Annotated in this window: 12 protein-coding genes and 1 pseudogene; 3 read left to right on the forward strand and 10 right to left on the reverse strand. The window is 59.1% G+C overall.

What is annotated here, in order from left to right; genetic code table 11:
- Positions 1-9: 9 nt before the first annotated feature.
- Entirely contained in the window at positions 10-2,040 is a 2,031-nt protein-coding gene (locus Q6A51_RS09080) for an alpha-1,4-glucan--maltose-1-phosphate maltosyltransferase (protein WP_201016999.1), read from the reverse strand.
- A 451-nt stretch (positions 2,041-2,491) separates the two neighbouring features.
- Here Q6A51_RS09080 and Q6A51_RS09085 point away from each other — a divergent pair, with 451 nt between their 5' ends.
- The 3 genes from Q6A51_RS09085 to mapR all read left to right on the forward strand — a co-directional run bounded on the left by Q6A51_RS09085 (position 2,492) and on the right by mapR (position 4,671).
- Positions 2,492-2,668, forward strand: coding sequence for a hypothetical protein (locus tag Q6A51_RS09085; protein WP_201000459.1), 177 nt, complete (start codon positions 2,492-2,494; stop codon positions 2,666-2,668).
- A 126-nt stretch (positions 2,669-2,794) separates the two neighbouring features.
- On the forward strand, positions 2,795-3,016 hold the full coding sequence (locus tag Q6A51_RS09090; RefSeq protein WP_201016997.1) for a DUF3203 family protein: 222 nt from the start codon (positions 2,795-2,797) through the stop codon (positions 3,014-3,016).
- A gap of 179 nt (positions 3,017-3,195) precedes the next feature.
- Positions 3,196-4,671, forward strand: a complete 1,476-nt coding sequence (mapR, locus tag Q6A51_RS09095; protein WP_304574618.1) for a GntR family transcriptional regulator MpaR — start codon at positions 3,196-3,198, stop codon at positions 4,669-4,671.
- Here mapR and Q6A51_RS09100 read toward each other — a convergent pair.
- The 9 genes and pseudogenes from Q6A51_RS09100 to Q6A51_RS09140 form a co-directional block, all read right to left on the reverse strand.
- Positions 4,627-5,373, reverse strand: a complete 747-nt coding sequence (locus Q6A51_RS09100) for an SDR family oxidoreductase (protein ID WP_201000456.1) — start codon at positions 5,371-5,373, stop codon at positions 4,627-4,629. The genes mapR and Q6A51_RS09100 overlap by 45 nt on opposite strands.
- Before the next feature lie 149 nt (positions 5,374-5,522).
- Positions 5,523-7,610, reverse strand: a pseudogene (locus tag Q6A51_RS09105) (putative bifunctional diguanylate cyclase/phosphodiesterase); the annotation flags it as partial.
- A gap of 179 nt (positions 7,611-7,789) precedes the next feature.
- A complete protein-coding gene (locus tag Q6A51_RS09110; RefSeq protein WP_201016994.1) occupies positions 7,790-9,250 on the reverse strand; it encodes an efflux transporter outer membrane subunit in 1,461 nt (486 codons plus the stop codon).
- Entirely contained in the window at positions 9,247-12,351 is a 3,105-nt protein-coding gene (locus tag Q6A51_RS09115; protein ID WP_304574619.1) for an efflux RND transporter permease subunit, read from the reverse strand. Before Q6A51_RS09115 ends, Q6A51_RS09110 begins: the two co-directional genes overlap by 4 nt.
- Positions 12,348-15,446, reverse strand: a complete 3,099-nt coding sequence (locus Q6A51_RS09120; protein WP_304574620.1) for an MdtB/MuxB family multidrug efflux RND transporter permease subunit — start codon at positions 15,444-15,446, stop codon at positions 12,348-12,350. The genes Q6A51_RS09115 and Q6A51_RS09120 overlap by 4 nt, the downstream gene beginning before the upstream one ends.
- Entirely contained in the window at positions 15,443-16,774 is a 1,332-nt protein-coding gene (locus tag Q6A51_RS09125) for an MdtA/MuxA family multidrug efflux RND transporter periplasmic adaptor subunit (RefSeq protein WP_304574621.1), read from the reverse strand. Before Q6A51_RS09125 ends, Q6A51_RS09120 begins: the two co-directional genes overlap by 4 nt.
- Positions 16,775-16,924: 150 nt before the next feature.
- The gene (gene tpx / locus Q6A51_RS09130) at positions 16,925-17,425 is read right to left on the reverse strand and encodes a thiol peroxidase (RefSeq protein WP_201016990.1); all 501 of its coding nucleotides are present in this window, start codon (positions 17,423-17,425) and stop codon (positions 16,925-16,927) included.
- A 110-nt stretch (positions 17,426-17,535) separates the two neighbouring features.
- The gene (locus tag Q6A51_RS09135; protein ID WP_405046134.1) at positions 17,536-21,210 is read right to left on the reverse strand and encodes a translocation/assembly module TamB domain-containing protein; all 3,675 of its coding nucleotides are present in this window, start codon (positions 21,208-21,210) and stop codon (positions 17,536-17,538) included.
- 11 nt (positions 21,211-21,221) lie between these two features.
- The gene (locus Q6A51_RS09140; protein ID WP_405046135.1) at positions 21,222-22,910 is read right to left on the reverse strand and encodes an autotransporter assembly complex protein TamA; all 1,689 of its coding nucleotides are present in this window, start codon (positions 22,908-22,910) and stop codon (positions 21,222-21,224) included.
- Positions 22,911-22,920: the final 10 nt, after the last annotated feature.

Here is a 22,920-nt window from a genome sequence, read left to right on the forward strand (position 1 = left end):
CCTGCCTCTTCAATTCGCGGCCTGGATACGCCAGATACCAAATGGCTGATACGAAGGGTCGATCCGCATCCACTGAATCTTGCCGTACCAGGTCCATCGATGCCCGGTCATCAGGTCCTCGCCCGAAGTTGCAGCATCGTCGGGCAGGCCCATGTCCCACAGCGGTAACTCGAAGTGCGCTTCCTGGGCATTGAACGGATCCAGGCTGACAGCCACCAGAATGAAGTTACTGCCATCGTCCGAGCGCTTGCCGAAATACAGAATGTTGTCGTTCCAGGCCGCATACAGCTTCAAACCCAGATGACTATGCAATGCAGGGTTCTGCCTGCGAATACGGTTGAGCTGGGCGATCTCGGCAATGATATTGCCCGGTGCCGTGAAGTCCCTGACCCGGATCTCATACTTCTCGGAATCCAGATACTCCTCCTTGCCGGGGATCGGTGCCGACTCGCACAGCTCAAACCCCGAATACATGCCCCACAGGCCCGACCCCATAGTCGCCAGCGCGGCCCGGATCAGAAAGCCCGCGCGCCCCGACTCATGCAGGAAATGCGGGTTGATATCCGGCGTATTGACAAAGAAATTGGGACGGTAGCAATTGCGCAACGGTGGCTGGTTGAGCTGGGTCAGGTACTCGGACAACTCGGCCTTGGTGTTGCGCCAGGTGAAATAGGTATAGCTCTGTGAATAGCCGACCTTGCCCAGACGCGCCATCATCGCGGGTTTGGTAAAGGCTTCGGCCAGAAACATCACATCAGGGTGCTGGCTGCGAATGTCACCGATCATCCACTGCCAGAACGGCAGCGGCTTGGTGTGCGGGTTATCGACCCGGAAGATCTTTACGCCCTCCTCGACCCATCCCAGCACGATGTCCCGCAACTCCAGCCACAGGCCGGGAATCGCATCGGCCGCATAGAAGTCGACGTTGACGATGTCCTGATATTTCTTCGGCGGGTTCTCTGCATAACGGATGGTCCCGTCCGGCCGCCAGGAAAACCAGCCCGGATGCTGCTTGAGCCAAGGGTGATCCTGAGAGCACTGAATGGCGAAATCCAGAGCGATCTCCAGGCCGTGCTCCGCAGCCGCTGCAACCAGATTGCGAAAATCCTCGCGGGTGCCCAGTTGCGGATGAATAGCCTCATGACCACCGTCTTCACTGCCGATGGCGTAAGGGCTACCCGGATCGTCCGGGCCTGCGGTCAGCGAATTGTTCGGGCCTTTGCGATGGGCGCGACCAATGGGGTGGATAGGCGGGAAATACAGCACGTCAAAGCCCATGTCCCGAATCATCGGCAGGCGTGAGTGCACATCATTGAAGGTGCCATGCCGCGCCGGATCATCGGTAATCGAGCGGGGAAACAATTCATACCAACTGGCGAACTGCGCCAACTGACGCTCCACATCCAGCGGGAACTCGATACTGCGACTCAGAAACGTCCGATTGTCCGCCTGGACCATCAAGGCCGCAGTTTCACTGTGCAAGAGCAAGGCAACCCGGCCTTCGGAATCCAGTTGCCCCAAGCGCTCCAGAACACTTTCGATCTGCTGACGCAACGCGCCCTGGCTTCGCTCGGCCGCATGAACGAGATGAATACGCCCTTCTTCCAGCTCCAGCTCGATGGGCACACCGGCACCGTACTTTTTCTCCAGTTCGTAACGATAACTGGCGTACTGATCGATCCAGGCCTCCAGGCGAAATACGTAACGGTCAACGGACGTCGGCGTGAATTCGCCGATCCAGCTGTCATTTCCAAGGTCGTGCAGCAAAGCGTCCTGCCACTCCCCGTCACCGTCCACCCGCCAACAGACCCGCACTGCCAGCTTGTCATGCCCATCGGCAAACACCTTGCTGGTCACCGTGACCTTCTGCCCGACGATGCCCTTGGCAGCAAACAACCCGCCATCGATCACCGGCATGGTGTCTTCGATCACGATGCGCGGTAATTGCAGGGCTTGGGTCAGGGACAGTGGACGGGTTGGGTGTGGAACATCAGAGGCCAGAGAATCCGGGCCGTATGGCTGATCAGCAGTCACATTCATCGAGCATCACTCCTCACGCCCCTGGGACGCTCCTGTGCAGATCCATGCAGAAAAAGGTTTTGTATCGATGCGGTGCGGACAGACAAAGACAATCCTGATTCGCCTGAATATCTGTCACATGTTTTTCCGATGCCGCCTGTACAGGCAAAGTTCAAAAAGTTTGAGAACGAGCCTCAGCGTAGACGAATCTGTTCGCTCAGGGCTGAGCCATGCAACAGCAGGAAATGCCTGAATGGGCATGTCACACAAAATCAGGAAAGACCGCTCGTCAGCTTTTTAGGCGCGCATACAAACATACAAAGAAGCTCATAAAGCTTCAGAACCTGTAATAGATGAGCTGACTCTTCATTCCACATTGCTATCCCGGCAAAACAAATCCGTCTGAATTCCAGAACGCGCTCGGCGGTCAAACATCACGAACACCACTTATCTGGTATCGAGGTGAAGCTCAATGAACATCCCAATCCCGGCCGAAACGCCGGACCCGAATATCGATAAACCCACCCTGCCCGTGCCACCGCCAGCCGAAGAGCCGCCACCGACCCTGCCGCCGGTGATCCAGCCGCCTGCAGGCGACCCTCCGACTCAGGAGCCGCCGGCCATTCTGATGGATGACTTGTCGCAGTGACCGGAATCGGGAGGATGTGAGCGGTTGCGGCCGGCTCGCATTTCTCCTTCGTCGAACCCTGACCCGAGTCAATGTGCCGGGCAGAAATGTTTGAGAGTTTTGACGCACACCTCAAGGAGTTGTGCCATGACACTGGAATTCGATAGCGCTCACCAATCCTGCTCCGTGACCTTTCACGATACGATTTTGCGCAGCCTCGTGGCTGATGTGATCATCACGACCAACGATGCGACCCATATGTCCGAGGCGCTGATAGATGGACAGCACGTACCGATAACCGAGGCGGATGCCGATGCGCTGACAGTGCAAGGTGCGCAGGACAAGCGGCATCACACGGTTAGAGAGTAGGAGCGAATTCATTCGCGAGACGGTATTTCAAACGACATTACTCTGTCGGGCGTACTGACTCTTCGCGAATGCATTCTCTCCTACCGGCTTTATCTGATCTGCTTTTTCAGCATGAACCTGAATCTGTTCTGAAAACAGTCTCGCCTTTATAGTCCGGCTACCTCATTAGCGGTGATGCCATGAAGCGTTACGAGAAGTATGCCGACGATGTAGCCGAGTTGATTCGCAGTGGCGTGCTGGGACCGGACCAGCGGGTGCCTTCGGTTCGTTATGCGAGCCAGACCCACGGTATCAGCCCTTCGACCGTGTTCCAGGCGTATTACCTGCTGGAGCGTCGCGGGCTGATTCGGGCGCGTGCGCGTTCCGGGTATTTCGTCAACAGCATTGTCGACAAGCCACCCAGACCGTTCAGCGAGCCGCAGGCCAGCACTCAGGTCTATGAATCCACTGAAGTGGATGTCAGTGAGCTGGTGTTTTCAGTGCTGGATTCGATCAAGGACCCCAATACGGTGCCCTTTGGCTCGGCCTTTCCCAGCCCGGTATTGTTCCCGTTGCCGCGTCTTTCCCGCTCTCTGGCCAGTGCCTCTCGCGAGATGGACCCGCGCATGGTGGTCACCGATATGTCGCCGGGCAATCCGCAACTGCGTCGTCAGATCGCCTTGCGCTACATGGTCAATGGCCTGGTGTTACCCATGGAGGAGTTGCTGATTACCAATGGCGCGCTGGAAGCTCTGAACCTGTGTCTACAGGCCGTCACCGAGCCTGGCGATCTTGTGGCCATCGAAGCCCCCGCCTTCTACGCCTGCCTTCAAGTGCTGGAGCGTCTGAAACTCAAGGCCGTGGAGATCCCGACTCACCCGCGTGACGGTATCGACCTGGGCGTGTTGAAGCAGGCTCTGGAGCGACATCCAGTCAAGGCCTGCTGGTGCATGACCACTTTCCAGAACCCGACCGGTGCGCTGGTCCCGGAGGCGCGCAAACGTGAACTGGTGGAACTTCTGCGCGAGCATCAGGTGCCATTGATCGAGGATGATGTATATGCCGAGCTGTACTACGGCCCTCAGGCCCCGAAACCGGCCAAGGCCTTTGATACCGAGGGGCTGGTCATGCACTGCGGCTCGTTTTCCAAAAGCCTTGCGCCGGGCTATCGGATCGGCTGGGTTGCGGCAGGACGTTATGCGCAGAAGATCGAACGCTTGAAACTGATGACCTCTCTTTGCGCCTCGATGCCTGCTCAAGCCGCCATTGCTGACTATCTGCAGCACGGCGGTTATGACCGACACCTGCGCAAGCTGCGCTACGCACTGGAAGATCAGCAGCGGGCCATGCTGAGTGCCATCGGTCGACACTTCCCGGCGCAGACCAGAGTCAGCCAGCCGGTAGGCGGTTACTTTTTGTGGGTGGAACTGCCAGAACAGCTCGACTCGCTGAAAGTCTTCCAGGTGGCGCTCGCTCAGGGGATCAGTATTGCGCCGGGGCCGATCTTTTCGCCGACCCGACGCTTTGGTAACTGCATTCGCCTGAACTACGGCAGCCCCTGGACCACAACCTCCGAGAAGGCCATGGAAACCCTGGGGCGGATCATTCGTTCGTTGCTGGACAATCGAGCGTCAGCGACCACCAGCAACATCGATGAAGGTGCCGGTCACGTATGAAGCATGGTCCGACAGCAGCCAGACAATGGTCTCGGCAACTTCTTCGGCTTTACCGCCCCGGTACATGGGGATGTTCCCTTCAAGCTTGCTGACCCGAAACGGATCGCCGCTCAGGGCATGAAAGTCGGTGAAGATGAAGCCCGGTCTTACGGCATTGACCCGAATGCCCTCACCCGCGACTTCCAGGGACAGGCCTGTGGTGAAGGTATCCAGTGCTCCCTTGGAAGCCGCATAGTCGATATATTCGCCCGGCGCTCCCAGACGCGCGGCAGCCGAGGTCACATTGACGATGCTGCCGCCGTTGCCGCCATGACGCGGCGACATGCGCAGCAAAGCGTGTTTGCTGCACAGCATCGGGCCGACCACATTGGTCATCATGATCTTGAGCATACGGAACTCTGACATGTCGTCCAGCCGCGAGGTATGGGCAATGGTTCCGGCGTTATTGACCAGATGGGTAATGGGTCCCAACTCCGAATCGATACGCGCGTAGAGGCGAATGATCTCGTCCTCGTTACTGACATCGGCCTGTACCGTGATGGCCTGCGCACCCAACTCCCGGATCTTGCCGCATATTTTCTCGGCAGAGGCATGGTCGGACAGGTAATTGATACAGATTCGATAACCTTGTGAAGCTGCCAGAAGCGCCGTGGCTGCACCGATCCCGCGGGAGCCGCCGGTAATGAGGAGGACTTTATCCATGAATGTCTCTCGTATGTTTTCAGGGGCCAAGGATCGCTATGGCGATCCGTTGCTCATACAGAGCCTAGCGGACCCACAGCGCCCGCATGCAGAATCGATCCTGCCAGCGTTTTGGCATGAACGCCATCCTGTATTTCAGCTATCACCCCACTTGCCCTCGGGAGTGTGCGGCCCTCGACCGAAAGGATATGGCTCATGAATTGTTGCGCAGGCAGCGGATGCCCCAGCAGGAAACCCTGCAAGGCATTGCAGCCCAGATCGGTCAGGAAGTTTTGCTGAACACTGTTTTCAACGCCTTCGGCAACGATTCGCAAATCCAGGGCACGGCCCACGGCAACAATGGCCGAGACAATCGCGGCATCATCCCGGTCGTGGTCGAGATCACGGACAAAACCACGGTCGATCTTGATCTCATTGGCAGGCAGGTGCTTGAGGTACATCAGACTGGAGTAACCGGTGCCAAAGTCGTCAATCGAAATATCGACACCCATGGCCGAAAGCTTCTGCAATACCTCCATGGTGACCTCGGCATTGCTCATGGCGGTGGTTTCGGTGATCTCCAGGGTCAGGCAATTGGGCTCAAGCCGATGCCTGGACAAGGTATTGGCGACCGTCGTGACCAACCCGGCATGACAGAACTGCAAGGCCGAAAGGTTCACTGCAATACGCCAGTGGGTGTAACCCTGGGCATACCATTCGCTCATCTGACGGCAGGCTTCATCGAGCACCCACTCACCGATAGGAATAATCAGGCCGGTCTTTTCAGCCAGTTCAATGAACGTATCCGGCCCAAGCAGCCCCTGCTCCGGGTGATTCCAGCGCAGCAAGGCCTCGGCCCCTACAGGCAAGCCGCTGACGGCATCGAACTTGGGCTGGTAATACAGGCAGAAATGGGTGTTCTTGATGGCTGACCGCAACCCTTGCAAGAGCTGCATCTGATTGCGGGCATTGGTATTCATCGCGGATTCAAAGAAGCTGTAGCAGTTCTTTCCCGCAGCCTTTGCGTGATACATCGCTGCATCGGCATTCATCAGCAGCTCATGCTGAGTCTCGCCATTGCCCGGGTACATGCAGATACCGATGCTGACCGAAACCTGCAGAGTGTGTTCGGCAATATCGAACGGCTGGGCAATCACGCCGACCTGGCGCGATGCAACGGCCAGGGCGTCATCGATATCCTGGGATTCCATCAACAGAACGAACTCATCGCCACCGATTCGCGCCAGGGTGTCATGCCGGTGCAGGTTTTCCCGCAGGCGCAACGCAACCTGACGCAACAACTGATCGCCGATATGGTGACCGAATGCATCGTTGACCGGCTTGAAACCGTCCAGGTCCATGAACATCAGCGCAAAACAGCCGCCATTATCGTTGACCTTCCTTATTGCTTGCTCGATGCGATCAGCCAGCAATACACGGTTCGGCAGACTGGTCAGGCTGTCATGCAGAGCCTGATGGGTGAGTTCGCGGTTGGCTTCCAGCAGCGAATTGGCCAGAACAGCCGTCCGGGCCTCAAGGCGGGCGTCGAGAATCGAGGTCAGCAGCACGATGGTCAATACGGCCAGACTGGTGACCAGTACCAGCTTGTCCAGACCATCGCTTTTCAACCCGTTACCCAGCGCGCCACAGAAGCTGCCTTCGGGAAAACTGGCTGCCGCCATGCCGGTATAGTGCATGCCCACAATGGCGATGCCCATGACCACCGCCGCTCCAGCCCGAACCAGAAACACATTGGAGGTCTGATGACGCAAGCGAAAGGCAATCCAGATGGCAACGGCCGAAGCCCCTACAGCGATAAGCAGGGACATGATGAACAGGAAAGGGTCGTACTCGATGCCTGGCTGCATGCGCATCGCTGCCATGCCGGTGTAATGCATGGTGCTGATGCCGCCGCCCATGAACAAGGCGCCAAGCGCCAGGTGTGACAGAGGTAATTGCACCTGATTGACCAACCATAAAGCGATGCCTGAAGACAGCATGGCAATCAGCAGTGACAGCAAGGTCAGAGGGATATCGAACCCGAGTTCGATGGGAAGCTTGAAAGCCAGCATCCCGATGAAGTGCATGGAGCAGATACCGATGCCCATGGCAAAGGCACCGCCACACATCCATATGTAAACGCCACGACCCTTGGCAGAAGCAATGCGGCCTGCCAGATCGAGCGCGGTATACGAAGCGAGAATCGCCACGAATATGGAAATGAAGACCAGTGAGGGCGTGTAATGACCAGTCAACATGGGCGCTCCTGTGACATGGATCGAGTTAACGCATCCATGCCAAACAGTTGCAGGAGAGTTTACGCAAAAACGGCAGAATGTCCCGTCAGACACGTAAAAAAATGGCTATTGGCCATATATAAATTATTAATTTCAGACGGACAGCACAATGATGCTCTCCGCCCTCCTCCAGAGGCTGATCAGTCCTTGAGTTGCAGACCGCTCTGCCCATCCCAGCCACCGCCCAGTGCTGCAATCAACTGAACACTGGCAATCAGGCGACTTTGCAGGACATTCAATACAGAACGCTCGTTGCTCAGTGCTGTGGTTTGTACATTGACGACATCCAGATAGCCGATCACTCCGGCCTTGTACTGGTTGCTGGTCAGGCGCAGGGATTCGCGAGCGGCATCCAGCGCTTCCTGCCGAACCGCCGCTTCCTCCTCGTAGACCTTGAGCTGAACCATGTAGTTTTCCACTTCCTGGAAGCCGTTCAGGACCGTCTGCCGGTATTGCGCAACTGTCTGGTCATAGACGGCTTCAATGCGATCGACTTCCGCCGAGCGTCTGCCCGCATCGAACAGTGTCAGCGCCATTTGCGGCCCGACCGACCAGAAACGGTTCGGCAGGCTGATCCAGTTGGAGAACGAATTGCTGTTATAGCCGCCACTCAGGCTCAGGGTGAAATCCGGGTAGTAAGCGGCCTTGGCGACACCGATATTGGCGTTGGCAGCCATGATAGAGCGTTCGGCGGCAGCGATATCGGGACGACGCTCCAGCAATTGCGAAGGAATGCCCACCGGAATCTGCGGTAACTCCGGGATAGTTATAGTCGCTGGCAGATTGAACTCGGCCGGGGCCATGCCCATCAAGACCGCGATGGCATTCTCGAACTGGGCGCGCTGCCACGTCAGATCGATCAGGTCGGCCTGGGTGGTCTTTAGCTGGGTCTGTGCCTGAGCCACGGCTTCGCGCCCGGAAATACCGGCCTGATACTGATTGCGGGTCATGGTCAGAGAGCGTTGGTAAGCCTCAACCGTGGACTCCAGCAAACGCTTCTGTTCATCCAGCACCCGCAATTGCAGGTAGTTCTGCACCAGTTCCGATTGCAGGCTCAACTGCATGGCTGCCAGGTCAGCAAGGCTGGCCTGGGCGCTGGCGGTATCGGCCTCAAGGCCTCGGCGCAGCCTGCCCCAGATATCGGCCTCCCAGCTCACACCCAACTGGGCGTTATAGGAATTGTTGATGCTGTCGGCATTGGAGGTACTGCTGCTGGAAGATCCCTGGCTTGAGCGGGTCTTGCTGGTGGTCAGGTCCAGTGTGGGAAACAGCGCACCGCGGGAACTGCGCACCAATGCCCTGGCCTGCCGGTACTGGGCTTCATATTGCGCGACCGTCTGGTTGGAACTGTTGAGCCGCTCCACCAGCGCATTGAGTTCCGTGTCGCCATACACCTCCCACCATGCACCGCGCGCCATGGCATCGCTCGGTGTCGCCTGACGCCAGCCTTCGGCAGCCTTGAACTGCACAGGCGTAGTCACTGACGGCTTGTGGTAATCAGGCCCTACGGTGCAGGCGCTCAGCAGCAGGACACAAAGCCCCATTGCCACTGGCCGGACAAGCCATTGCGGGTTGGATTTGATTGCCGGATGGTCGGTCATAGCGGGGTTTCCAAAGCAGCATCGGTGCGCACGCCACGCCAACCGTTGAAACGGTGGCGCAGCCGGTCGAGATAGAGGTAAACCACAGGCGTGGTGTAAAGGGTCAGAACCTGGCTGAAGACCAGCCCGCCAATAATGGTCAGGCCCAGCGGGCGACGCATTTCCGCACCTTCGGCATTGCTCAGCAGCAGCGGCAATGCGCCAAGAATGGCAGCCATCGTGGTCATCAGGATCGGCCTGAGACGTTGCAGGCAGGCACTGCGGATCGATTCCTGTGGCGTCATCCCGGACTCACGCTCCAGATGCAGGGCCAGGTCGATCATCATGATCGCGTTTTTCTTCACGACACCAATCAGCAGGAACAGCCCCAGCAAGGAAATCAGGCTGAATTCGCCGCCCAGCACGTAGATGCTCAGCAAGGCACCGACACCGGCCGATGGCAGGGTCGACAGAATCGTCAGCGGATGGATATAGCTTTCGTAAAGAATCCCCAGCACCAGATAAACCGCCAGCAGCGCCCCGAGAATCATCAATGGCTGCCCTTTCTGGGTTGCAGCAAAGGCACTGGCGGCACCCGCCATCTTGGAGATGACTTCGGAAGGCAGGCCTACCCTGGCAATGGCACGCTCTATGGCGACAGTCGCTGTGTCCAGGCTGACACCTTCGGCCAGATCGAAGGAAATGCTCTCCGATGCAAACTGACCTTCATGGGACACCCGGTCATTGGCAAGACTGCGCTCGTAATGGGCAATGCTCGACAACGGCACTCGCTGCCCGTCTGCGGTAATGACCTGTACCTGTTGCAGCGTGACCGGGTCCTGGGCGTATCGGGGGTTGACCTCCATCACCACCTGATACTGGTTCAGGGTGTCATAGATGGTGGAAACCTGACGCTGGCTATAGGCGTTGTTGAGCACGGCGGTAACCATGTTCATGTCGATTCCCAGCCGCTTGGCCGCGTCCCGATTGACCACCAGCGTCACTTGCTGGGCACCGCGCCCTTCACGGGCGTCGATGGCCGTCAGCTCCGGCAGGGCCTTGAGGGCCGCCACGACTTTCGGATACCACTCGCGCAGGCTTTGCAGGTCACCGCTTTGCAGAATGTACTGATACTGGGAGCTGGCCTGTTCACGACCACCGCCCAGTTGCAGGTCCTGATCCGGAGCCAGGAACAATCGCCCGCCCGGCACATGAGGCAGAGTCTTGCGCAAACGCTCGACCACCTGGGTCGCGGATACCTTGCGTTCGGAAATCGGCTTCAGGCGTACGATCATGAAAGCGTTGTTGGTCCCGCCACTGCCGCCGATGAACCCCGCAACACTCTGCACCGCCGGATCGGTCAGCACGGCACGGCGGAAGATTTCCATCTTGGGTTGCATCACGGTAAACGAAAGACCGTCATCGCCACGGATGAAGCCCATCAGTTGCCCGGTGTCCTGCTGCGGCAGAAACGTCTTGGGCACCACCACATACAGCGCGACATTCACGACGATGGTAATCAGCAGGCTGAGCAGCGTCAGGCGCGGGTGGCGCAGCACCCAGCCAAGGGACCGGTCATAGCCAGCCACCATGCGCTCGTTGACCCGCTGACTCCAGCGCTGAAAGGCGTTCTGCTCCTGCTGTTGAGGCTTGAGCCAGCGTGCGCAGAGCATCGGGGTCAGGGTCAGGGAAACCAGCAGCGAAACGATGATCGCCACCGACAAGGTGATGGAAAACTCCCGGAACAGGCTTTCCACCAGACCGCCCATGAACAGAATCGAGATGAACACGGCCACCAGCGAAACGTTCATGGATAACAGCGTGAAACCGACTTCCTTGGAACCCAGAAAAGCCGCTTTCATGGGCGCAACACCTTCATCGATGTGCCGGGAAATGTTTTCCAGCACCACGATAGCGTCATCCACCACCAGCCCGGTGGCCAGAATCAGAGCCATCAGTGACAGGTTGTTCAGCGAGAAGCCGCACAGATACATGATGGCGAAAGTGCCCACCAGGGAAACCGGGACCGCCAGCGTCGGGATCAGTGAAGCCCGCAGGCTGCCCAGGAACAGAAACACCACCAGAATCACCAGAACCACGGCGATCAGCAGGGTCATCTCGGCTTCGTGCAGTGTGGCCTTGATGACCGGCGAGCGGTCCATGGCAATGTTCAGTTTCACGCTGGCAGGCAGGACGGCCTGCAAGGCGGGCAGTTGTTCCTTGATCTGCGCCACCGTCTCGATGATGTTGGCACCGGCCTGACGGTTGATGACCAGCAGCACCGCTGACCTGTCATTGAAGAAACCGCTGTTATAGCGGTTTTCCACCGCGTCGCTGACCTTGGCCACATCCTTGAGGCGCAGCGCAGCGCCGTCCTGATAGCGGATGATCAGCGGAGCGTAATCCTTGGCCTTTTCCAGCTGGTCATTGGCCTGGACCTGCCAGTTATGCTGGCCATCCTCCACCGAACCCTTGGGGCGGCGCACGTTGGAACCGGTGATGGTCGTCCGCACTTCGTCCAGCGACACGCCGTACTGGTCCAGCATGTTGGGCTCAAGTTCGATGCGCACGGCCGGCAGCGAACTGCCGCCGATCTGCACCTCGCCCACACCGGTCACCTGGGACAGGCTCTGGGAAAGAATGGTCGAGGCCAGATCGTAAAGCTGCCCCTTTTCCAGCACATCGGAAGTCAACGTCAGCACCATGATCGGTGCCTGGGAAGGGTTGACCTTCTTGTAGGTCGGCATGCTGCGCATACCGCTGGGCAACAGGTTGCGCGAGGCGTTGATTGCAGCCTGCACTTCCCGCGCCGCGCCGTTGATATCCCGATCCAGATCGAACTGCAGAATCACACGGGTCGAACCCTGGCTTGAGCTGCTGCTCATGGTGTTGACGCCGGCGATGGTCCCCAGCGAGCGCTCCAGCGGCGTTGCGACACTGGAGGCCATGATCTCGGGGCTGGCCCCCGGCAGACTGGCCGACACCACGATCACCGGGAAATCCATGTTCGGCAAAGGTGCAACGGGCAGCAGCCTGAAGCTGACCGCGCCCAGCAGCATGATTGCCAGGCTCAGCAGGACGGTGGCGACCGGCCTGCGGATGAAAGGTGCGGAGAGATTCATGCTTCAACCTGTATAGCGTCAGGCTTGCTGCTCCAGCGACGACCCAGCCGGTCGAAATACAGGTAAATCACCGGGGTCGTGAACAGCGTGAGGATCTGGCTGAGCAACAGGCCGCCGACCATCACCAGCCCCAGCGGCTGACGAAGCTCTGCGCCGGAACCGGTGGCCAGCATCAGCGGTATGGCACCGAACAGCGCTGCAAGCGTCGTCATCAGGATCGGCCGGAAGCGCAGCAGCGCCGCTTCATAGATAGCCGTCTCGGGGTCGATGCCGCGATTGCGTTCGGCATCCAGGGCGAAGTCGATCATCATGATGGCGTTTTTCTTGACGATACCGATCAGCAGGATGATGCCAATGATGGCGATCATCCCCAGATCGTTACCGCTGATCATCAGGGCCAGCAAGGCGCCCACGGCTGCCGACGGCAGGGTCGAGAGAATGGTGATCGGGTGGATGTAACTCTCGTAGAGCACGCCCAGCACGATGTACATGGTTACCACCGCCGCCAGGATCAGCAACAGCGTACTGGACAGCGAGGCCTGGAAAGCTGCGGCAGCCCCCTGGAACTGGGTCTGCACGCCAATCGGCATGCCGATGTCCTTCTGCACCTGCTCGATCACTTTCACCGCTTCGCCCAGCGCCACATCCGGCGCGAGGTTGAACGACATCATGACCGCCGGGAACTGCCCCATGTGGGCAATCGCCAGTTGTGCCTGACGCTGCTCGACCCTCGCCAGACTCGACAGCTTGACCTGAGCGCCATCGGTGGTCCTGACGTGGATCTGCTCCAGCGCCTTGGGCCCAAGCTCGCTGCCGGCAGCCGCCTGCAATACCACTCGATACTGGCTGGCCTGGGTATAAATGGTGGAAATCTGTCGCTGACCAAAGGCGTCGTACAGCGCATCGGTGATATTGGCTACAGTGACGCCCACCCGGCTGGCGGCATCGCGGTCGATCATCAGATAGACCTGCAGCCCCTTGTCCTGAAGGTCACTGGCGACATCGGTCAGTTCGGGGCGTTTGCTCAACGCATCCACCAGCTTGCCGCTCCACAGGCTGAGCAGCTCGGCATCGGGTGACGACATGCTGAACTGATACTGGGTCCGGCTGACCCGGTCCTCGATGGTCAGGTCCTGCACGGGCTGCATGAACAGGCGAATGCCCGACAGACCGTCCAGTTGAGGTTGCAGACGCTGGATGACCTGCATGGCGGTCAGGTCGCGCTCGCCATGGGGCTTGAGATTGATCAGCAGACGACCGCTGTTGAGCGTGGCGTTATCGCCATCGACACCTATATAGGAAGACAGACTGACAACCGCAGGGTCCTTGAGGATGATCTCTGCCAGAGACTGCTGACGCTCACTCATAGCCTTGAACGACACCGACTGCGGTGCCTCGGAAATACCCTGGATCACGCCGGTGTCCTGCACCGGAAAGAACCCCTTGGGGACCGCCATATACAGCACGACAGTCAATCCCAGCGTGCCGATTGCCACCAGCAGAGTCAGGGGCTGGTGCTTGAGCACCCAGCGCAGCTTGTCGGCATAGATGCGGATCAACCAGTCGATCCAGGCACCGCTGGCGCGGTAGAAACGCCCCTGCTCTTCTTCCTTGGGTTCACGCTTGAGCAGACGAGCGCACATCATCGGGGTCAGAGTCAGGGAGACCACCAAGGAAATCAGGATAGCCACGGCCAGGGTAATGGCGAACTCCCGGAACAGACGCCCGACCACATCGGCCATGAACAGCAGCGGGATCAATACGGCAATCAGCGACAGGGTCAGCGATATCAGCGTGAAGCCGATCTGCTTCGCGCCCTTCAATGCCGCCTGCATGGGCGTTTCACCCTCTTCGATATGCCGGGAAATGTTCTCCAGCATCACGATCGCATCGTCCACCACAAAGCCGGTGGCGATGGTCAGGGCCATCAATGTCAGGTTGTTGATGGAAAAGCCGGCCAGATACATCACGCCAAACGTGCCTATCAGCGACAGCGGCACGGCAATCGACGGAATGATGGTCGCGCTGACCCGGCGCAGGAACAGGAAGGTCACCAGCACCACCAGAACGATAGCAATCAGCAGCTCATGCTGAACGTCGGTGACTGAAGCCCGGATGGTCTGGGTGCGGTCAGTCAGCACAATCACGTCCAGCCCGGCCGGCAGGTTGTCCGTGATGCTGGGCAGCAAGGCCTTGATCCGGTCCACCACCTCGATGACGTTGGCACCGGGCTGACGCTGGATATTGAGCAATACGGCCTGATTCTGGTTGGCCCATGCTGCCAGCCGCTCGTTTTCCGCACCATCGACGATCTGCGCCACATCCTTCAGGCGCAACGGCGCGCCGTTGCTGTAGGCCAGAATCAGGTTGGCGTATTCCTCGGGGGACTTGAGCTGGTCGTTGGCATCGAGCATCGATACCCGCGTCGGCCCGTCGAAGTTACCTTTTGGCTGGTTGACGTTTGAGGCACTGATCAGTGTGCGTACATCCGACAGGTTCAGGCCGTTGGCGGCCAGGGCATCGGGGTTCACCTTGATCCGCACCGCCTGACGCTGCCCGCCTGCGATGCTGACCATGCCGACGCCGCTGATCTGGGAAATTTTCTGCGCCATGCGCGTATCCACCAAGTCGTTTAGCTTGGGCAGCAGCATGGTTTTAGAGGTAATTGCCAGGGTCAGGACCGGGGTGTCCGCCGGGTTGACCTTGTTATAGACCGGCGGCGCAGGCAGGTCGTTTGGCAGCAGGTTGGTTGCGGCATTGATGGCCGCCTGCACTTCCTGCTCGGCCACGTCCATATTGATTTCAAGATTGAAACGCAAGGTGATGACCGAAGCGCCGCCCGAACTGGTGGACGCCATCTGGTCCAGCCCCGGCATCTGCCCGAACTGTCGCTCCAGTGGAGCCGTCACGGCACTGGTCATGACTTGCGGGCTGGCACCCGGATATAGCGTCATGACCCGGATGGTCGGGTAATCCACTTGTGGCAGGGCAGAAACCGGCAGCAAGGTGTAGGCAATCAAACCGGCCAGCACAATGGCCAGCATGCTCAGGGTGGTTGCTACCGGACGCAGGATGAACAGGCGCGACATGTTCATGCTTGGGTTTTTTCCGCCTTGTCGGCCGAGGCCGATTTATCGGTGGCCTTGTCAGGCTTGCCTTGTAACTGCTGGCCCGGCGTGGACGGCACGTCCTTGCTGTCGCTGACCACTTCCACTGCGGCGCCTTCGCGCAGGCGGTCAGTACCTTCGAGCACGACCCGCGCACCTGCGGCCAGGCCTTCCAGGACCACCGTCGAGTTCTCATCGCTCGGGCCGGTCTTGAGCAGATTGATCTTGACCTTCTTGTCGCCGTCCATCGCATAGACGAAGGTACCGTTGGTGCCGAACTGCACAGCAGCCGTGGGTACCAGCACCGCTTGTCTGAGGGTGTCGGCACGCAGGCGCACATTCACGAACTGGTTGGGAAACAGCGCTTCGTCCCGGTTCTCGAAGCGTGCCTTGAATTTCAGCGTACCGGTGGCGACATCGATCTGATTGTCCAGGCTGGCGAGCACGCCAGTGGCCTGTAGCTTGATGTCACCCCTGTCCCAGGCTTCCACGGGCAACTGGTCGCCACTGCGATAACGGGTGATGACTGCCGAGAGTTCTTTCTCCGGCAAGGTGAAGTTGACCGAGATCGGCTGGATCTGGGTAATCACTACCAGTGCCGTGGTGTCGTTGGCGGCGACAAGGTTGCCGACATCCAGTTGCTTGAGGCCGACACGACCGGCAATCGGTGCCTTGATACGGGTGAAGTCCAGGTTGAGCCTGGCTTCTGCCACTGCGGCCTGATTGGACTTGATCGTCCCCTGATACTGGTTGACCAGCGACTCGGCAGTGTCCAGCGTCTGCTTGGCGATACTGTCTTCAGCGAACAGCCCGCGGTAGCGTTGCACATCGAGCTGAGCGTTTTTCAGCAGCGCCTGATTGGTCGCCAGGGTGCCTTCAGCCTGCTGCAACGCGACCTGATAGGTACGCGGATCGATTTCGGCCAGCAGATCGCCCGCCTTGACCATCTGCCCTTCCTGGAAGTGAAGCCGGACCAGCTCACCAGCCACCCGGCTGCGCACATTGATGGTGTTGGTCGCGGTGACCGTGCCCAGCGCCTTGTAATAGATCGGGAAGTCGCCCTGGGTTACCGGAGCGACCCGCACCGGAACCGCTACCGCCGAACCGCCGAACCCCGGACGCGCCATGCCTCTGCCCGGCCCGGCCGCACCGCCAGCGCCAGCGGCAGGAGCCTTGCCAGCCTCGGCTCCCTTGTGTGAAGAGGACGCAGGCCAGAACCACCAGCACAAACCGACGATAACCAACAGGACCAACAGACTGATCAACCAGCGACGGGAATTACGGGGGCCAGACGATTGCATGAATAAATCAACCATTACAGGTGGGGTTCTTCAGGAGGCTGAACAATAAGCACAGATGAGCTGCAAGCAAAGCGCCTTTACCAAGCGCTTACTTTTGTTAAACGGTTGAAGCACAAATAAAAAAACGGCCTGAACGGATTCAGGCCGCTGAAGTGTTGCAACGTATTACTTCAATACAGCCAGAGCCGCTTCATAGTTCGGCTCTTCGGCGATTTCCGAAACCAGCTCGCTGTGCAATACATTGTTGTTTTCGTCCAGGACGACAACAGCACGAGCAGTCAGGTGAGCCAGAGCACCATCGGCGATTTCAACGCCGTAGTTCTTGCCGAAATCGGCACTGCGGAAAGAAGACAGGTTCTGGACGTTCTCCAGACCTTCCGAGCCACAGAAGCGAGCCTGGGCGAATGGCAGGTCAGCGGAGATACACAGTACGACCGCGTTGTTCACCTCATTGGCCTGAGCATTGAACTTGCGCACGGAAGTCGCGCAGGTCGGCGTGTCGACGCTTGGGAAAATGTTCAGCACTTTACGCTTGCCCGCGAAGTCCGCCAGAGTCACATCGGCAAGGCCGGCACCCACCAGTGTGAAGGCAGGAGCGACACTGCCAGTCTTCGGCAGATCGCCAGCGATTTGTACAGGGTTGCCTTTGAGCGTTACTTGAGCCATGAAACCAAGTCCTTTTTACAGAGTTTTGGAAGAGCCGGAAGTTAACCACGAAAGTGACCAAGTACCTATATCGGATATTTCCGAAACGGGTACGAGATAGAGCCTTCGCGCTAAAAATCCCGTTTATAGAAAATATCCAGCGAACTGGCAATACCGCTGGCCGCTTCCAGATATACCCTTTTGCTCAGCATATAGCGCAACGCAATGGTATTGGCCGGCTCGAACACGCCTACGCCATAACGCAGGCTGAGTTTTTCGGTGATCTTGCCGCTGGCCACGACATTGGTCTTGTTGCCGGTCCCCGTGGTGTCGAGTTCAAAGTCCTTGATCCCGAGGTTGTCGGCCAGTTTTCCGGTAGTGGAAGCACTTCCCGCTACCCCCAGCGCCAGGGCCGCCTGGGCCACCATATTGTTGTCTTCACCGGTATTGCCCAGGGGCCTGCCCATTACCAGATATGAAAGCGCCTGCTCCTGGCTCATGGCCGGCTCGGAAAACACTTCGGTGGTGGGCTGCTCGGCGCTGCCTGTCAGCCGGATACCGGCGATGATGTCGTCGGTCTGGCGAATCGCTTCAATATCCAGATATGGCTGATCGATGGGGCCTGCAAACAGCAGGCGGGCCTTGCGAATGGTCAGGCGCTGGCCATAGGCACGATAACGCCCATCATTGAGGTTCAGTTCGCCACGGGTATCGAGGTTGTCGCCAATATGCACATGACCAGCAAGATTCGCTGTCAGCCCGAAGCCGCTGAATGCCAGTTTTTCCTGACCGACCTCGACATCGATATCCATCGCCATGGCCAGCGGCGGCGCGCCCTCTTCGGTCTGTTGCCCCACGATGACCGTATCGCCCGACAACTTCACCGTAGACGGCGGCAACTCGCGCACCGTGATCGTGCCCTTGGGCACCAGTACCTTGCCGGAAATGCCCAGCCGGTCGTTGTGCATGGAGATTTTCAGATCGGGCGCCGCTTCCACGGCGACATAAGGTTCGACGGTAATCGGCAGGCGCGAGCCCTTGAGGTTGATATCCACCAGCAAGGCCTGTCCCCAGGCCACCTGCCCGCTCACGGTTCCCTGCCCGTTCGAGCCGCTTCTCCAGCCGCCATCGAGCTGCACGCTTTCCCCGGCAATCAGGGCCTGCACCTTCAAACCCTGCAACTCCATCGGAAGCTCGGGACCGGAAACCTCGCCATCATCGAGGCGGATGCTGCCATTGACCTGAGGCGCCAGCAGGCCACCAGACAGACGGCCATTGCCGCTCAGACGACCATTGAGCTTCTGCACCATAGGCACGAAGGGCCGTGCCACGGACACATCAAGACCGGACAGACTGAAATCGCCACTCAGGCTCTTGTTGCGCGATAACGGATCGATACGCACATCAAGCAGCAGCCTGCCCAGTTTCTCGCCATCGAAATCCAGCCGCGAGTCAATACGCTGGGGCTTCAGGGTGCTGCTGAGCTTCAGGCTTCGATAGGGAAAATCCAGCCATTGGTCCTTTTCCCGAACCCGCAGCGTACCGTTACTGGCATCGACCGTGATTTGCCCATCAGGACCGGCCGCAGGCATGTCGAGTTTTACATCCGCGTTGAGCGAACCTTTCCAGGCGAAATCCCTGGGCAGCCATTGAGCCAGGCTTTCCAGAGGGAAGTTCTTCAGTTGATAGCGCAGGCGCGGATCGGGCAGCAGGCGCTGATCCTCAGCACAGAGGCTGGCCTGTCCGGACGCCCAGCAATGGGCACCGAAGTTGACCTTGCCGTCAGCCAGACGCTCAAGCTTCGCTGGCCGCTGCAATTGCCAGTCCTGCCCGCCGCTCTGAATGGCACCGCTGGCCAGACGCCCACGCCAGTTACCCTGATCCAGAGCACCATCCAGTGCCAGGGCCATTTTCAGCAGCGGGCCTTGCAGGTCGAGCTTCATCTGCTGGTTCTTGAGCGTGCCCTGCCCATTGACGGTCAAGGTTCCCAACGCCGTGTTACCCGCCTGAATACCACTGCCCTTGAGGTCGACCGTTGCCCGCTGGGCCTGATCGAGCTTTGCCGCCAGCGTCAGGTTTTGCAGGCGATTGTCCTGCAAGGCCAGTTGCGCGCCTTGCAGGTCAAGCTGGCCCTGGGGAGCCTGGAGTGTCCCGGCCAGATTCAGTTTTCCGTTGAGCCGCCCTTGCAACCTCGGCCATAGCTGCCCCAGGCGTGGCAGATTGAGATCCAGTTGACCCGCGAGGCGCTGCTGCAAACTGCCGCTCCCCTGAATCCGGTTATCACCCAGGCGTATATCCAGCGCACTGAGGTTCCATTGCTCACCCGCGCCATCGGCCTTGGCCAGCAATACAGCGGGTTGCCCACGCAAGCGGCCTCTGAGATCGAGGTCGGCATTGAGCTCAAGCCTTTCGTTTTTCAATTGCCCCTTGCTACGCAGCGCACCCGCCAGAGTGCCCGGCAGCTCTGCAACCCAATAGGACGGATCGAGGGATGCCAGGTCCAGAGCCGTGTCCCAGCCGATGCCATCGGCGAATTGCAGGTTCAGATGACCGCTGGCCTTGCCCTGCCCTGCGACCAGTTCCAGTTGCGGCAGGTACACCCGCTGCAAATTGCCACTGAACGGGCTACCCAGGCTGAAAGCGCCCGCGGGGCCATCCAGGTCTGAGCTGAAATTGCCCAGATACTGGCCATCGGTATAGGAAATCTCGCCAGTGAACTTGCGCAAGCTGACCTGAGGCTCGCTCGCCAACGGATAAAGCCGCTGCCACGGGAAATCCAGCCAGTCGATTTTCGCATCGGCCTTGAACTCGTTTTCCCAGTTCAACTGACCGTTGAGGGTGAGATGTTGTTGATCACTGGCCGTCAGTTGCAGCGCCGCGATATCCGCGCCTTTGGCATCGACCCGCCCTTGCAGCGCCAGAGCGACCGGACCTTGCTCGGCTGGCAGGCTGGCGCTGCCGGTTATCTGGTAGCCACTGTCGAGGTTACCTTGGGCATTGAGCAGCACCTGCTCAAGCTGCAAGGTATCCGGCAGTCCGGCACTGGGTTTGAAGCGCTCGGAGGTGATGTTCAGCCTGGCTGGCAGATGCTCGGCCAGCGCTTGCAGCTCACCGCTCAATTGCCCTTGCAGGTAGCCGCTGCTGTCGGCCTTGAGTTGCAGGGTCTTGAGCAGTTCGCCGGTGATATCCAGCGCCAGTGCCCAGGGCTTTCCGTCCTGTGGCGGCAATTGCAGGGTGCCCTTGGCAGTCAGCGGCCAGCTGCCCTCGGGCGTCAACAGGCCGGCAAGGTCGAGGACCAGGCTGTCGCGCTGCAAATGGGCCGAATCGATTTGCAGCCCATCGGCAGTCCAGTGCGCAGCCAGCTTCAGATTGTTCAGTTGCTCGACGCCGTCCAGTTGCAAACTGCCCAGTTGTACGTCATTCAGGCGAATCGCCAGTGGCAGCTTCAATTGCGGCAAGGTCAGAGGACCTTCGTTGGCAGGCTCATCACTGGCGGTGAAGTGCATGTGAACCTGATCGGCATGCAGTTGTTCGACACACAGGGTCATTTTCAAGAGACAGGCAGGCGTCCAGTCGAACTCGACGGCAGTGACCTCGACACGATCCTCGCCTTGCTGCCAGAGCACTGTGTCAGCACGCCATTGCCCGCCCAGCCGGCCACTGAAATTGTCCACCTGCACACCGGGCACCCGCGCCAACAGCCACTGGCTGCCACCTTGCGTGCCCACCGCCAGCCATGTGCCAACGACCAACAACAGCAGCACCGTAACCAGACTCAGGCCGACCATTTTCGCCGCGCGCTTCATATTCAGACGCTTCACAGTTCCGGTCCCATGGAGAAGTGCAGACGAATCCCGCCGTCATCGTCCAGCGCACGAGCCAGATCCAGACGCAACGGCCCGACCGGTGAAACCCAGCGCACACCGAAGCCTACGCCGGTCTTCATGCTCGGCAGCTCAAGGTTATTGAAGGAGTTGCCCTGATCGACAAAAGTCGCCAGACGCCACTTTTCGGCGATGGAATATTGATACTCGACGCTGCCAGCCACCATGTAGCGGCCGCCGATACGATCGCCATCGGAGTTGGTCGGCGACAGGGTCTGATAGTCGTAACCGCGAACGCTCTGGTCACCACCGGCAAAAAAACGCAGCGACGGCGGGATGGACTTGTAGCCATTGGTGAGGTTGCCCCCGAACTGCACACGCCCAAGAAAACGGTGATTCTGCGCAACGGTGGTCAGCCCCTTGAGCAACACGTTGCCATGGAACAGGTTGGCGTCGGACATCACGCCCTCCTTGGCCACCTGAGCATCGAACTGCAAGCGATAGCCCTGGCTCGGATCGATGCGATTGTCACTGCGCAGGAACGAATAACTGATACCGGGCATCAGCAAGGTACTCAGGCCACTGTCATCACCGAGTCGGTACTCTTCACGCTGCCATTTGAGGGAAACCACCCGCTCCCAGCCACTGGGCAACTTGCTGTGCCATTCAGGGCCGACCGTGAGCAGCTTGCTGAGGCTGTCGGTGCCCGCGATTTCTTCATATTGATAGCCACCGGCAAAACGCAGCTTGTCGGTCAGCGGTGGATCGAGCGGCACGTCGTACCACAGGCCCACGTTCTGCCGAGGTGCAGACAGCTCCGTTTCAAAGCCATAACTGTGCCCTTGGGGATTGGCCCAGTGACGAGTCCAGTTGGCCTTGCCCCGCGGCCCGACGTCAGTGGAAAAGCCCAGCCCAAGCCCCATGGTGCGCGGTTTGCGGGTTTCCAGTTGCACGGTCACCGGGATGACTTGCCCAACGGCGGCAGTCGGTGCAGCGTCCACACGGACACCCTCGAAATAACCGCTGGCCTGCATGGCCTGATTGAGTTCGGCGATCAGTTGCGAGTCATAGGGTGTGTTTTCCTTGAACGGCACCATGCGCTTGAGCAGGTCATCGTCGAGGGGCGAGTCACCACTGAACACCACTTTGCCCAGGGAATAGCGCGGACCGCTGTCATAGACCAGATCGATGTCCGCCACCCCGGCACGCGGGTCCACCTCCAGACGCTGGCGGGTGAAGCGTCCGCTGAAAAAGCCGTAGCGCGATGCCTGATTCTGGATCAGACGCTTGGCGTCTTCGTAATGACCATGGTTAAGCACCGCACCCGGCGCCAGCGCCTGGCTTTTCGGAACCTGAAAAGCCTTCAGGGAAGCAGCCGGCCCGTCGATGCGCACCGTCACATTGCGCAGGCGGATCGGCTCACCCGGCTGGATATTGATGACCAGCTTCGGGTCCTTGTCGCCTGTCACCTGACTGTCGATTCGAGCCTGATAGTAGCCCAGCGCCTGGGCCGCCTTCTGCGCCTGCTCTTCGGCGCCCAGGCTGAAGTGTTGCAAGGCTTCGGCGTCACGCTCGCCAAGGCTGCCCACATATCCTTCGACGTTGGCTTTGAGTTCCGGATTCGCGGGCTTGATCCTGACATCCAGGCTGGCTTGGGCAAGGGCCGTTGCACTCAAGGACATCAGCAGCACG

This window comes from Pseudomonas serbiensis (assembly GCF_030580745.1).
In the GTDB taxonomy this organism is placed as follows: domain Bacteria; phylum Pseudomonadota; class Gammaproteobacteria; order Pseudomonadales; family Pseudomonadaceae; genus Aquipseudomonas; species Aquipseudomonas serbiensis.